Origin of the sequence: Companilactobacillus jidongensis (assembly GCF_003946575.1) — a bacterium.
Lineage (GTDB): Bacteria > Bacillota > Bacilli > Lactobacillales > Lactobacillaceae > Companilactobacillus > Companilactobacillus jidongensis.
Genome location: NZ_RHOP01000002.1, coordinates 191,431 through 205,549, shown reverse-complemented (window position 1 = coordinate 205,549; position 14,119 = coordinate 191,431). Strand labels below are relative to the sequence as shown.

The 14,119-nt window shown below is 35.8% G+C and carries 15 protein-coding genes; 10 read left to right on the top strand and 5 right to left on the bottom strand.

Annotation, left to right across the window (positions count from 1 at the left end; all coding sequences use genetic code 11):
- Window positions 1-10: 10 nt before the first annotated feature.
- Complete coding sequence (locus EKM68_RS02310; protein ID WP_125588044.1) at window positions 11-484, bottom strand: nucleoside 2-deoxyribosyltransferase; 474 nt, start codon at window positions 482-484, stop codon at window positions 11-13.
- A 425-nt stretch (window positions 485-909) separates the two neighbouring features.
- Here EKM68_RS02310 and EKM68_RS02305 point away from each other — a divergent pair, with 425 nt between their 5' ends.
- The gene (locus EKM68_RS02305; RefSeq protein WP_125588043.1) at window positions 910-3,153 is read left to right on the top strand and encodes an ATP-binding cassette domain-containing protein; all 2,244 of its coding nucleotides are present in this window, start codon (window positions 910-912) and stop codon (window positions 3,151-3,153) included.
- A gap of 96 nt (window positions 3,154-3,249) precedes the next feature.
- Here the strand turns inward: EKM68_RS02305 and EKM68_RS02300 are convergent, their stop codons facing one another.
- Entirely contained in the window at window positions 3,250-3,768 is a 519-nt protein-coding gene (locus EKM68_RS02300) for a MarR family winged helix-turn-helix transcriptional regulator (protein WP_125588042.1), read from the bottom strand.
- A 151-nt stretch (window positions 3,769-3,919) separates the two neighbouring features.
- On the opposite strand from EKM68_RS02300, the gene EKM68_RS02295 reads away from it, so the two are divergent.
- The 5 genes from EKM68_RS02295 (at window position 3,920) to EKM68_RS02275 (ending at window position 9,102) form a co-directional block, all read left to right on the top strand.
- Complete coding sequence (locus tag EKM68_RS02295) at window positions 3,920-4,855, top strand: ATP-binding cassette domain-containing protein (RefSeq protein ID WP_125588041.1); 936 nt, start codon at window positions 3,920-3,922, stop codon at window positions 4,853-4,855.
- An 18-nt stretch (window positions 4,856-4,873) separates the two neighbouring features.
- Window positions 4,874-5,650 carry an ABC transporter permease gene (locus EKM68_RS02290; RefSeq protein ID WP_125588040.1) on the top strand — a complete coding sequence of 259 codons (777 nt, stop codon included), beginning with the start codon at window positions 4,874-4,876 and terminating at the stop codon, window positions 5,648-5,650.
- 190 nt (window positions 5,651-5,840) lie between these two features.
- The gene (locus EKM68_RS02285; RefSeq protein WP_125588039.1) at window positions 5,841-7,121 is read left to right on the top strand and encodes a 3-isopropylmalate dehydratase large subunit; all 1,281 of its coding nucleotides are present in this window, start codon (window positions 5,841-5,843) and stop codon (window positions 7,119-7,121) included.
- Window positions 7,122-7,127: 6 nt separating this feature from the next.
- On the top strand, window positions 7,128-7,646 hold the full coding sequence (locus EKM68_RS02280) for a LeuD/DmdB family oxidoreductase small subunit (RefSeq protein ID WP_318530716.1): 519 nt from the start codon (window positions 7,128-7,130) through the stop codon (window positions 7,644-7,646).
- Window positions 7,647-7,680: 34 nt separating this feature from the next.
- Window positions 7,681-9,102: an anion permease gene (locus tag EKM68_RS02275; protein WP_125588037.1), complete on the top strand. Its 1,422-nt coding sequence runs from the start codon at window positions 7,681-7,683 to the stop codon at window positions 9,100-9,102.
- On the opposite strand, the gene EKM68_RS02270 is transcribed toward EKM68_RS02275, so the two are convergent.
- Window positions 9,103-9,750, bottom strand: a complete 648-nt coding sequence (locus EKM68_RS02270) for a GntR family transcriptional regulator (protein ID WP_125588036.1) — start codon at window positions 9,748-9,750, stop codon at window positions 9,103-9,105.
- A gap of 171 nt (window positions 9,751-9,921) precedes the next feature.
- Between EKM68_RS02270 and EKM68_RS02265 the strand changes: the two genes are divergently transcribed.
- From EKM68_RS02265 to EKM68_RS02250, 4 genes are all read left to right on the top strand, one after another.
- Entirely contained in the window at window positions 9,922-10,503 is a 582-nt protein-coding gene (locus tag EKM68_RS02265; RefSeq protein ID WP_125588035.1) for a TetR/AcrR family transcriptional regulator, read from the top strand.
- A gap of 63 nt (window positions 10,504-10,566) precedes the next feature.
- Window positions 10,567-10,965, top strand: coding sequence for an SRPBCC family protein (locus EKM68_RS02260; RefSeq protein ID WP_125588034.1), 399 nt, complete (start codon window positions 10,567-10,569; stop codon window positions 10,963-10,965).
- A 26-nt stretch (window positions 10,966-10,991) separates the two neighbouring features.
- Window positions 10,992-11,606: an NAD(P)-dependent oxidoreductase gene (locus tag EKM68_RS02255; protein ID WP_125588033.1), complete on the top strand. Its 615-nt coding sequence runs from the start codon at window positions 10,992-10,994 to the stop codon at window positions 11,604-11,606.
- 187 nt (window positions 11,607-11,793) lie between these two features.
- Window positions 11,794-12,567: a PhzF family phenazine biosynthesis protein gene (locus tag EKM68_RS02250; protein WP_125588032.1), complete on the top strand. Its 774-nt coding sequence runs from the start codon at window positions 11,794-11,796 to the stop codon at window positions 12,565-12,567.
- A gap of 46 nt (window positions 12,568-12,613) precedes the next feature.
- On the opposite strand, the gene arsB is transcribed toward EKM68_RS02250, so the two are convergent.
- Both arsB and EKM68_RS02240 read right to left on the bottom strand, forming a co-directional pair.
- Window positions 12,614-13,654 (bottom strand): ACR3 family arsenite efflux transporter, encoded by a 1,041-nt coding sequence (arsB, locus tag EKM68_RS02245; RefSeq protein ID WP_125588031.1) that lies wholly within the window; start codon window positions 13,652-13,654, stop codon window positions 12,614-12,616.
- Window positions 13,655-13,713: 59 nt separating this feature from the next.
- Entirely contained in the window at window positions 13,714-14,019 is a 306-nt protein-coding gene (locus EKM68_RS02240; RefSeq protein WP_125588030.1) for an ArsR/SmtB family transcription factor, read from the bottom strand.
- Window positions 14,020-14,119: the final 100 nt, after the last annotated feature.

The window sequence follows — 14,119 nt, the reverse complement described above, 5'->3', positions numbered from 1 at the left end:
TTGAGTGATTTTATAGTACTTCAACATCTTCATAACGAGTCATCAGTGTGTTGAAATTATAATCTTTGATAAGTTGAATGTGATCCTCACCTTTGAAGAAGGCTGTAAAACTACCAGCTAACATGAGGTTTAATGGTTGTTCAGGTTCGTAACGAACACCGATAACTGGAATGTTGTTCGCAAAGGCATAGCCGCATTCCCAGATTGTACCTGAATCAGGCTCAAATTCGCCATTCTCATTTTTGTAATCCAGCATGGCAATGACGATATCGGAGATGTTGATGTTGTTGATATCATGTTTGAAGACGGCCGTTTGCCACTCAAAAGTCCCCATCTTAGCGTCTTGATATTCATCCACTCCCGGGCGAAAAATGTCCCCAATGGTTGTATTATTATTTAATAATTTTTCAATTTCATCCAGACGACTAATTTGTTCTTTGCTGAAGAATGGTCCGGCTAAATATACACGATTTTTTTTGTCCATTAAACTGTTAGTTTCTCCTTAATAATATATATAATATATTATACGTTATAACGGTTGGAAAATTCCACATTACCGTTATGTTACTAAGTTGTTTTTGGATGAAAATTTACTTTCAATTAGTTCTGAAAGATGATATAACAGTAGTAAGCACGGAGGACGATACCATGAAGAAACAAAAGAACTTACGTGATGATAAACGCAACGTGAGTTATCTTGCAATCGTGGGGATATTGATAGCATTTTTGCTATTGATCTTTTAGGTATATGACGCGCTATAGTTGGGTAAGATTAGGAAATTATTTTAAAGTTCTGATTACAGGGAATGTGCGGAAACACATTCCTTTTTGTTTTGCCATTTTTTATCAAATAATATGCTATAATTAATTTCCTTTTGAATAAAAATAAAAGTATATTGGGGGTTCCAAATGTCTGAGAAACAGTTTATCGAGATAGTTAATGACCGTGAAAATAACTTAAAAAACATCAGTTTGAAGATTCCAAAAAACAAACTGACTGTTTTCACTGGTGTGTCTGGTTCTGGTAAGTCTTCAATCGTATTTGACACAATTGCCCAAGAGGCCGGTCGCCAATTGAATAGTACTTATAGTAGTTTTACAAGATTATATTTACCTAAGTACAAACGTCCTGATGCTGATGAGATCCATAATCTTTCAACTGCAATTATCATTGATCAAAAGCCTCTAGGCGGTAATGATCGTTCGACTCTGGGTACGATCAGTGATATCAGTCCGTTATTTAGAATACTGTTCTCAAGATTTGGAACCCCTAAGTATGGTAATGCTAGCAATGTTTTTTCTTTCAATGATCCGGAGGGTATGTGTCCTCAGTGTGAAGGAATTGGACGAAGCTACGTTGTAAAACTTGATGAAGCACTGGACTATGATAAATCCTTGAACGAGGGTGCCGTACTATTACCGGGTTATAGTAATAATTCTTTTTATTTGAAGACATTGTTGAATTCTGGTTTGTTTGATAACGACAAACCTGTCAAAGATTTTACCGATGACGAGATGAAGAATTTACTTAATGGTGAGGCAGCCATCAAAGTTGAGTACAAGGGTAGTGAATATCAAACTAATTATGAGGGAATTATCAAAAGGTTCTACAGGACAAATATTCAAGAGAACAGAACTATGTCTGATGGTGCTCGTAAGAAAATTGAGAAATACGCTGAAATGTCCACTTGCACGATGTGTCATGGAACTCGATTCAATCAAAAGGTCTTGGATTCTAAAATCGATGGGTACAATATTTTTGACTTAACTGACATGCAACTAGATCAACTGATTACTACTTTGGATGAATTTACTGACGAAAGAATGAAGTCAATTATCATTGATCTGAAAGCTAGAATTCAAGACTTGATCAATATTGGATTAGATTATTTGAATCTTACCCGTGAAACTTCGACTTTGTCTGGTGGAGAAAGCCAACGTGTTAAAACAGTGAAATACTTATCCAATAGTTTGACCGATTTGATTTATATTTTGGATGAACCTAGTACTGGACTGCATCCAAGGGATGTTAATCGACTTAATAACTTGCTTCTGAAGCTTCGAGACAATGGTAATACTGTCTTAGTGGTCGAGCATGATCCAGATGTTATTAAGATTGCGGACTATATTGTTGATGTTGGCCCACATGCCGGTATTCATGGTGGTGAGATTGATTTTACAGGTACATATGAGGAACTTTTGAAATCAGATACATTAACAGGTAAGTATTTAAATCACGATTTACCTATGAATGGGCATCCAAGAAAAGCTGACAAGTTTGTTAGAAGTTCTAAATCGTCACTTCATAACCTAAAGGATATTCAATTGAACGTTCCGGAAGGTTTATTTTCAGTTGTAACTGGTGTTGCTGGCTCAGGTAAGAGTACTTTAGTTGAGCAGGTATTTGCTCAGGAAAATCCGGATGCTGTGGTTATTGACCAGAGCCCGTTGCATGCCAATAGCCGTTCTAATTCGGCAACTTATACTGGAATCATGAATGAAATCAGGAAACTGTTTGCTTCAACAAACTGTGTTGAAGATAGTTTTTTCAGTTATAATTCCAAGGGTGCTTGTCCAGAATGCAATGGTAAAGGTGTAATCGAATTGAACATGTCATTCATGGATAATTCGGAGATTGAATGTCCAAAATGTCATGGTGGTAGATTTGATCCAGAGGTTTTGCAATACAAGTTTAAAGATAAAAATATTGTTGAAGTTATGGATATGACGATTGAAGAAGCATTTTCATTCTTTGACGATAAAAAAATCAGTAACAAATTGAAAAATATCCATAACGTTGGTTTGGATTATCTTTCAATGGGGCAAGCGTTGAATACCTTGTCTGGTGGTGAAAGCCAACGTTTGAAGATAGCTAAAGAATTGAATAAAAAAGGCAGTATCTTTATATTAGATGAGCCAACAACTGGTTTGCATGTTTCTGATACCGAAAATTTAATTCGAATCGTTAATGACATGGTCGATAAGGGCAATACAGTTGTGGTTATTGAGCACAATGTTGATGTTATGCGCAGTGCTGATTGGATTATTGATATTGGTCCTGATGGTGGATCTCGTGGCGGTGAGATTCTTTATGAAGGTCCAGTTGCCGGGATTATTGAGGTTGAGAAGTCAGTTACTGCAAAGTATATTTAAATGCTGTTTCCAGTTAGTATGTTATTTTTCAAACTAATGATAGTGAAAAAAATAGGATCAGATTTTGCTTATGCAAAGTCTGGTCCTGTTTTGGTATTAAAGGAACCAATCACGAATGTGGTCCTTGATGACTTGTTGAGATTTTTTAAATAGTGATGGTTGATCAGAACTATCTATTTCTTCGTAAAGACTGTTATTGATTTTTGTCAGGATGTTAGTAAGCTGATCTAATTCTTCGTCAGTCAGAACGTTTAAAAAATTTGGTATTTTTGATGATTCATCAGTAGCAGTTTGACGTCCCAAGTCGGTTAATCGAATAATCGTCATACGGCGATCAGTGACAGATTTTTCTTTGGTTACATAATGTTTTTTAACAAGTTTATTGACGAATTCTGCAGTAGATTGAGCTGTCAAATCAAGTTTTGTGGCTAATTCTTTTTGTGAAAGCCCATCGGTCTGTGCTAATGCTAGTAAAATTTTACCTTGGCCTTGAAACATAGATTGACGCTCACCCTTATCGGAATCTCTGTGAGCTACATTATCTGCAAGGTGACGTACCATGCCGAACTCAATGAGTTTTCCAGCTGCATTTTTTTGTTTAAGTAAATTGGGCATATGATTTAACCTCCAAATACCATTATACTGATTGATTTATAAAAAGATAGTCAGGTAACCTGATAAAATTCTTGCATATTTAGTCAGGTACCCTTACAATATATTTAATCAGGTTACCTGATTAAATATTAAAGTAATGAGGTAGTGAATAATGGAAGTAATTAATGCAATTGAAGTTAATCATTTAACGAAAAAATTCGGTAATAAAATTGCAGTTGATAATGTTTCTTTTAATGTGAAGCAAGGTGAAGTCTTTGGATTGTTAGGACCAAATGGTGCTGGTAAAACAACTATTTTGCGAATGATGACTACATTATTGAAGGCTGATCGTGGCAGTGTGAAGATTTTTAGTCACGATACTGTTAAAGAAGGCCGATTAGCTAGATCCATGTTTGGTTTGACTGGTCAGTATGCATCAGTTGATGAAGATATTTCTGCACGTGAAAATTTGATGATTTTTTCACGCTTAAATGGCTTGTCTCGATCAGCTTCTAAACAACGGACGCAGGAATTATTAAGCGAGTTTTCATTGGTTGATTCAGCTGACAAGCCACTTAAAGATTTTTCAGGTGGGATGCGCCGTAGGTTGGACCTAGCAGTTAGTTTGATTTCTAGTCCAGCTCTAGTTTTTTTAGATGAGCCAACAACGGGACTGGATCCACGAACTCGAATGCAGATGTGGGATACGATTAGAAAGTTGGTAACACAAGGTTCGACTATTATACTTACAACGCAATATTTAGATGAGGCGGATCAATTGGCAGATAGAATTGCGGTCATTGATCATGGAAAATTAATAAAGATTGGAACTCCGGAAAAACTTAAGCAACAAATTGGTGGAACAAAGCTTAATTTTACTATTGGTCAGGTATCACAGATAGATCCTGCTGCAAAAATAATGACAGACCAACTGGGGGATTCCATTCATTTTAATGGACAACAGGTGCATGCTAGCTTAAAGCATACCAGTCAACTGACACCATTATTGGTAGCTTTGCAGCAGGCCGGAATTTCCATTAGTAATTTAACAATACAGGAACCATCTTTGGATGATGTTTTCATGAATTTAACTGTTGGTAAAAATTAAAAGAGAGAAGAATTAATTATGGACGTACAAACACATCGCGGTAATTTGATTATGAATACTGCTACAATGGCATATCGTAACTTGCTCAAAACATTTCATAATCCTGATAGATTTATGGATGTAATAATTCAACCAATTATGTTTATGCTGATGTTCGGATACTTATTTGGAGGCGCCATTGCAGGCAATGTTAAAAATTATTTACCTACAATAGTTCCTGGAATATTGATTCAAACAATGCTTTCAGCTGCTTCAGGATCAGGATCCCAAATTAGAGAAGATTTAGATTCAGGAGTATTTGATCGTTTTAAGTCATTACCAATGGCACACATTGCACCATTGGCCGGTCAACTTTTTGCAGATATTTTGCGCTTGCTAATTGCTACGGTTACTTCATTGGCAACTGGTTATGTGATGGGATGGAGGCCAACCGCCGGATTCGGTTGGGTAATTGTAAGTGGATTACTTGCCATATTTATAGGTTGGTCGTTATCATGGGTTTTTGCTTTGGTAGGATTGCTTGCTAAGAATGCCACGACGGTAGAAAGTTTTTCAATGATAACAATGATGACTTTGTCATTCTTATCGAATGCCTTTATTCCAATCAAAACACTCTCGAAGACTATGCAAGTTATTGCATATATGAATCCAATAACTTATGTAATTACTGCCATTAGACAAATTTTATCAACAGGTAGTTGGACACATGAAGCAGTATTAGTGTTGATTTTTGGAATTGGAATAGTTGTTGTTTTTGCCCCGTTGACTGTTTGGGCTTATAACCGTAATAATTAGATTTAGAACGTGCAATCTAAGATGATTGCACGTTCTTTTATTGCCATTTATTCCTAAAAAGAATAATAAAAATATACCAAAACTATCTTTGACTAGACACTTTGTGAGGACTTACACTTGCATTAAATAAATTGAATATCGTATACAATATTCAATATCCAATTTATAAAATAAAAATGGGAGTGATATCATGCATGCTTTAGAAAAAATATTAGCTAAGAATAGTGGACTTGAATCGGTTAGTGCTGGCCAAATAGTTACAGCAGATATTGATTTTGCTGAAATCAACGATTTATATTTACAAACAGTTTATTCATTTTATGAAATGGGTGGTAAAAAGGTTTGGGATAATACCAAGGCAGCATTTGTGTTTGACCACTATGCTCCTGCACCTGATGAAAAGAGTGCTCAGAACCACAAAGAGATGCGTGAATTTGCGAAGAAAAACAATTTGAAATATCACTTCGATACAAATTGTGGTGTTTGTCATCAAGTAATGCCAGAAGCTGGCTTGGCATATCCAGGAATGATTTTAGTCGCTACTGATAGTCATACAACAACTCATGGTGCTTTTGGCGCTTTTGGTACAGGAGTCGGTGCTACTGATATGGCCACGATTCTTTTAACGGGTAAATTATGGTTCCGAGTCCCTGAAATAATTGAAGTTCGGTTAGATGGCGATGCACCTGAAGGTGTATATCCAAAGGATGTTGTTTTGAACGTCTTGGGAAAATTAAAAGCTGATGGAGCTGTGTATAAGGCCATTGATTTCACCGGAAGTTATGTTGATCAATTGGGTGTTCCAGGAAGAATGACTATTTGTAATATGGCTGTGGAAATGGGAGCCAAGACAGCTTATATGCAACCTAATCAAAAAGTTTTGGATTATGTTTCAAAGCGAGCCGTTAAACCCTATGAAATTCAATATACGGACGATGATTTTGAATATCAAGAATCACATATATTTGATGTTTCACAAATGGAACCAACATTATCATGTCCAAACAGTGTAGATAATGTTCATAACTTAACCAGTGTTGTTGAAGATCATGATGTTGAAATCGATCAAGGGTACATCGGCAGTTGTACAGGTGGACGATTCGAAGATATTGAGGTTGCTGCAAAGATTCTTAAGGGTAAACATATTCCAAAATACAAGAGATTAGATGTTGTGCCTGCTTCAGCTGAAGTGATGCAAAAATGTATTAAAGCTGGTTACATTCAAGATCTGATGAAAGCTGGAGCAACCATTGCTGCACCGGGATGTGCAGCCTGCCTAGGAATCCATGAAGGTATTCTTGCATCTGGCGAAGTATGTATCAGTAGTACAAATCGTAATTTCCCAGGGCGTATGGGTTCAGTTGAAGCCGAAATATATTTAGCTAGTCCAGCAGCAGTTGCATCAAGTATTTTAAATGGGAAAATTACTGATCCACGTAAATATGTCAGTGAAATCAGCATTGCATACTAGGGGGAAATTATTCTGAAAACACAAATTGAAGGTCAAATAATAGTTCTAGGAAATAATATTGATACCGATCAAATTTATCCTGCACCATATCTTGCCTTGACCGATCCAGAAGAAATAGGCAGTCACTGTTTAGAAGGATTGGATAAGAATATTTCAAAAAACTTTCCAAAGGGTGGAATTGTAGTTGCCGGCACTAATTTTGGCTGTGGATCTAGTCGAGAACATGCTGCAATTACCCTGATCCATATGGGAGCCAGTGCAGTAATCGCAGATTCATTCGCAAGAATTTTTTATCGTAATGCTGTTAATTTGTCGCTAACTCCAGTTATTTGCAAAGGAATTAGTCAACATGTTAAGGATGGTCAAACATTGAAAATAGATTTGGAAAAAGGAATTATTTCAGACAAAGATACAGGTGAAGAATTTAAATCTGAAAAAATTACTGGTCAACCGTTAAAAATTTTGGCTGCCGGTGGCATAAAGAAATATATGATCAATAAATTTGCTGCAGAAAAATCTGAATAATTCTACAAATTAATAGAATAGGGGGATGGCCCTTATGACTTCCTTACAACATGTAGATTATAAAAAGTTTTTGTTTCCGGTCCTTGTTGGTTTAATTATATGGTTTATGGCTCCTGTAAGACCTGATACTTTATCGGTTGCTGCATGGCACATGTTTGCGTTATTTGTTGCGGTAATAATTGGTTGCATCACACAACCTCTACCCATTGGTGGTGTAGCTATCATTGGATTTGTTATTGGTGTTTTAACCGGAACTATTTCAATGGATAATGCAATTGCTGGATTTGGAAATAACAGTATTTGGTTGATTGCCATGGCGTTCTTTATATCGAGAGGATTCATTAAAACTGGATTAGGTAAGAGAATTGCTTTGCATTTTGTAAGTCTGTTTGGTAAACGAACTTTGACTTTGGCATATTCAATTATTGGTGTGGATTTGATACTAGCACCTGCAACACCAAGTAATACCGCTAGATCAGGTGGAATTATTTATCCTATAATTCAATCGTTGGCAAATGTTTTTGATTCGACACCAAAAAAAGGAACCCAAAGAAAAATAGGTTCCTTCCTAATGTTCGCAGAGTTCCATGGTGTAATAATTACTTCTGCTATGTTTTTAACGGCTATGTCAGGTAATCCATTAGCACAGGCTTTTGCTAAGAATCAGAACATTTCAATTACTTGGATGAATTGGTTTTTAGCTGCATTAGTTCCTGGCGTAATTTCATTAATTTTAATTCCATTCATTATTTATAAAATGTACCCACCAGAAATCAAAGAAACTCCTAATGCACGTGAATGGGCTGATTCTGAGTTAAAGAAAGTAGGCAAAGTCACATTGCCTGAAAAAGTAATGGCAAGCGTTTTTGTAATATCCTTACTGCTTTGGATTACTGGGAGTATTACTGGAATCGATGCGACTCTTACAGCATTTATTGCAATTTCATTATTATTACTTTCAGGTGTTTTGACTTGGTCAGATATAACACACGAAAGTGGAGCATGGAATACTTTCTTCTGGTTTTCAATTATGGTAATGATGGCAACACAACTGAACTCGTTAGGATTTATTCCATGGTTGAGCAAACAAGTTTCGTCGTCATTACACGGTTTTAGTTGGATGATAATATTAGTTATTTTGATCCTAGTTTATTTTTATTCTCATTATTTGTTTGCTAGTGCTGTCGCACATATTAGTGCAATGTACGCTGCACTGTTAGGTGTAGCCATTTCAACCGGTGTCCCACCTTTGTTAGCAGCATTGATGCTTGGCTTCTTTGGAAATCTATTTGGCTCCACAACGCATTATTCAATGGGACCCGCTCCAATTTATGCGGGATCGGGTTATATAACTCAATCTGAGTGGTGGAAGATGAACCTCGTTTTGGGAATTGTTTATTTGGTAATTTGGATCGGTGTTGGTTCTATGTGGATGAAGTTACTTGGTATGTGGTAATTAATCTGATTGATTATCGAAGTTGTCGATCAGGTTGTTCATACTGCGTGTTAAATGCTTTTTCATAATATTACTTGCTTTACTAGCTTCGCCATTTTGAATAGCTGTTAGTAATTCAATGTGTTCATCTACTGACTTAAGATGATGTTCAATTGCTGGATAAACATTATTAGTACTTGAACCGTTCCATAATTCTTCACACAATTGGAAGAGTTTTTGATTATCAGCTGCTTTCCAAATTGATCGATGGATATCTTGATTAGCTTGAATATAATCTTCGATTTTTGCTACATTCGATTGTTTTTGTAATTCTTTTTCTCGAATCAACAAATCTGAAACGTCCATATTGTTTTTAACGGCGCGTTTAACAGCTTCACATTCTAAAAGAATGCGAACTTCAAAGTGGTCAATTATAAATTTTTTATCAATGGATTTTACTATTGCACCCTTATTCATTCTTAGGGTAATCAATCCTTCAGATGATAGTTGTTGGAACGCTTCTCTCACAGGAGTGCGACTAACACCCAACTGATCTGATATTTTTGTGAGACTCAATTCTTCGTCACCACTGTATTCGCCACTGAGAATAGCTTTTCTTAATAATGAGGCGACACGAGTACTAGTCGGCATTTGTTTTATAGGTTCCATTTAGCTTGTCCTATTCTGTATATTGTCTTAATTAAAAGCTAGCATAGTGGTCTTTTGATGTCAAAGCAACCAAATTTTGTTTGTCAGATAGTCCATCTATTTTTTAAATGATTATTTAGTTAATTTAGAAATTATATTGACATTAACTAAACGACCGTTTATTATAAATCTATGCGAAAGATAGACGAGAACAAAAAAGACAGAATTAAACAGGCAATTTTTGAAATAGTGGATGAGGAAGGTATTCCGGCATTGTCATTTGGAAAAATTGCCAAACGAGCTAATGTTAGTTCGGGGACACCTTATGTTTATTATGAGGACAAAGTCGATATGTTATCCAAAATTTATATAGAGATTAAGGGTATGATCGATGAAGACTTAGCGGCAGATATTGCTAAGGGTAATTCAATGGAAGAAATGTTATTCTTCGGAATAAATCATTTTGCAAAGAAGTTTATGGAACATCCATTGGAAGCAAGTTTCATGCAGGCTGTACAAGCAAATTCAGAATTGATTACATTGAATGCAGTTCAATGTGGGAATGAATTAACTAAGCCACTGATTGATTTGTTTCAAGAAGCATCCGATAAGAAATGTTTAAAAACTTACAATATTGAATATATTAATGATTTATTGTTTGCACCATTCATTATGATGATGAACCAACGTCGTTCGGAGCAAAGAGAAATTGATCCAAAAGCAGTGGAAGATATTATTCACTTATCAATAGAAGGAATTTTAAAAAATCGATAGTTATCGGTTTTTTATTTAAAAGTTAATTAAATAAATATTTAGTCAATAAAGGAGAAAACAAATATGTCAATGTACAGCAGAGAAAAACAATTTAAAGCAACTTCAGAAGAGATTTGGGCTAAAATCACCAATCCGAAAGATTATTCATGGCGATCAAATGTACCTGAAGTAACGATTGAAAATGAAAAACAATATAGTGAGATGAGTTCTGAGACTAATTCACCAGAGAAATATACTCTGGTTACTCAAATTCAAAATGTAAATCGTGCCTTAGATATTGATCATGTGGATGGAACGGGCAGAAGAACTTTTGAACTTCATCAAGATAGTGAAGATACTACTACGTTAAAAATAACCGAAGAATTTGACGCAAAAAACAAGTTTTTCCAGTTTCCAATTAATCGTTTCTTCAAAAAACAATTAAATATTTACTTGGATGATTTAGGAAAAGCTTTGATTTAACGTTTAGTCATTAATTAGGAGATAAAATGAAAATTACAATTTTTGGAGCCAGCGGTAGTGTAGGAAGATATTTGATAGATGAGGCAGTTTCTAGAGGACATGAGGTTGTAGCCGTTACCAGAAGTCCTGGAAAAATTCAGGCACAGCACATAGTGACTGAAGCGGTTGTAGATTATACTAATATCAAAACTATTGAGGCTTCACTGAAAGGAAGTGATGCCGCAATCATATCGTTGGGTGACTTCAACGTTGCTCAACCGACTGAAAATATAATTCAGGCCATGAAAAATACTAATGTAAAACGTATTGAACTATTGACGGGCTTTGGAACAAGTCCAGAGAGTCGTAGGATGTTGAATCCAGCTATGAGAACTGTTGTAAATGGAATAAGATTGGCTACTCATGCCGGATTTGCGTCTAAAGAAAAACAAGATAAAAGTGTCCGAAATTCTGGCTTGTCTTTTACCATCGTGCAACCACCAACGCTAACTTTTGGTGATAAGACTAGTAATTATCGCTATGGTAACTACGAAGGCAAGTCCATTATGGGAAACATTAGTCGTGCTGACTTAGCAGATTTCATGATAAATAACTTAGACGATTCACGATATATCAATGAATCTGTTTATGTTCAGCAATGATCTTTTGAAAGAAATATATTAATCCCAATATTCAACGTTAAACAAGTGAGGACTGTTTAGCGCTGGATATTGGAATAATCAAAATACATTGGGATATTGACCCAATGTATTTTTTTTGAATAATAATGTTAAAATTGTTAGATGAATTATGAAAGTTTACACCACCATTAGAAATGGAGTTAATCAAATGAAAAGCTATTTAGTAGATGCATTCACAGATGTGATTTTCAAAGGTAATCCAGCAGCAGTCGTAATTATGGATCATTGGCTGCCAGATGAGATACTACAAAAGATTGCCATCGAAAATGGTGTTGCGGAAACAGCTTTTACAGTTAAAGAGGGAAGTTCATATAAGTTAAGATGGTTCACACACACATGTGAAATTGAACTTTGTGGGCACGCTACTTTGGCGACAGCATTTGTATTGATGAATTATTATGAATTTGAAGCCGATGTTATTACTTTTCAAACTTTGGGTGGTGAAGTAAAAGTTGCCAAAACAATTGATGGATATGAATTGGAGTTTCCCTCATTTGAACTGAATCAAGTTGAGGTAACAAAAGCCATGGAAGACAGTATTAGTGCGCCTATTCAAGAGGCTTATCTCGGCCGTGATTTATTATGTGTAGTTGATAGTCCAAAAGTAATCGCCAGCTTGCAACCTGATTTTGACAAGATTGCATCCCTGGATGGAGTGTTGTTAAACGTTACGGCGAGAGGTAAAAACTATGACTGTGTCTCAAGAACATTTACTCCCAAGCATGGTGTGTTGGAAGATCAAGTTTGTGGAAGTGGACACTGCCACATTGTTCCCTATTGGTCTAATAAATTAAGTAAGAAGAATATTGTGGCATTTCAAGCATCACAGAGAACTGGAGTCTTGTATGGGCGATATGAAGGAAGTAAAACCTATTTGGCTGGTAAAGCTGTTTTGTATTCTACTTCAGAAATTAGTTTATAAATAAATAGAGCAGTAACAATTCGGATTGAACCGAGTTGTTACTGCTCTATTTTTTGAAGGTATGACGATATTTGAGCGCGACATTAACCAAACTCAATAGTACTGGTACTTCAACTAGTGGGCCGATAACAGCAGTGAATGCTTCTCCTGAACTGATGCCAAAGACACTTACTGCAACAGCAATGGCAAGTTCAAAATTATTGCTTGCAGCAGTTAACGATAGTGATGCAGCAATAGGGTAGCTTGTACCACGATGATGTGCAATACCAAAGGAAACGAAAAACATTATTAGGAAGTATAGCAATAATGGAACAGCGATTCTTATAACGTCTAATGGTAATTGAACTACCTTTTCACCTTTTACTGAGAACATGACGATTACAGTAAAAATCAATGCCCAAAAAGTGATACGACTGATTTTTGGTACATAGACATTTTCAAACCAATTATTACCTTTGAAATGTATCAACAAGTATCTTGAAGAGATTCCAGCAAGGAAAGGAATTCCCAGATAGATCATGACACTTTTGGCAATTGATGTCATCGGAACGTTGACTGTATGAGTTTGTAATCCCAGCCATCCAGGGATGACAGTTATGAATAAGTACGCAAAGAATGAATAAAAAATGATTTGGAAGACGGCATTGAAGGCGACAAGTCCAGCAGTATATTCACTGTCACCTTGTGCTAATTCACTCCAAACAATAACCATGGCAATACATCTTGCCAAACCAATCATGATCAAACCAGTCATATAGGCAGGGTAATCGTGCAAAAAAATAACTGCTAAAGTGAACATGACGATTGGACCAACGACCCAATTTTGAACCAATGAAACGGTCAAAGTTCGCCAGTCTTTGAAAACATGTCCCATTTCTTCATATTTAACTTTAGTAAGTGGCGGATACATCATTAATATCAGACCAATAGCAATTGGAATCGATGTGGTACCAATCGATAAGGCATTAATAACATTGGCAGTATTAGGCCAGAAATAGCCGATTGCTACACCGATGACCATTGCCAAGATTATCCACCAAGTCATATATCGGTCAAAGATTGATAACTTTTTACTAGTCTTCTCCAAAATAAATTCCCCCCTTATAACATATAGATGATTATCTATCTATTGAGTAAAAAAACAGGCTACTCCTTTTCGTAGTCACAAACACATTCTGAGCCACTGGACAATAGTTGTTTGGTGTTTTCGAAGAATCCTGATGCAAATTCTTTATTTAAAGAGTAGTGTTTCCATTTGCCTTCACGATAACTAGTCACAATACCGGCATCTTCCAAAACTTTCATGTGATGGGAGAGGGTAGGCTGAGTAAAGTTGAAGTGATCTAATAAATCACAGGCACACAAAGTCTTGTCTGATACTAATTCAATAATTTTGAGTCGGTTTTCATCAGAGAGAGCTTTTAAAGAGTTCACGTAATTTTTATAATTCATTTTTCACCTCATATAGATATTCATCTATGTATGAATTTATAATAACTTAAATAATTTATATAGTCAAAAATACCCAGGACAAATATTAATATTTGTCCTG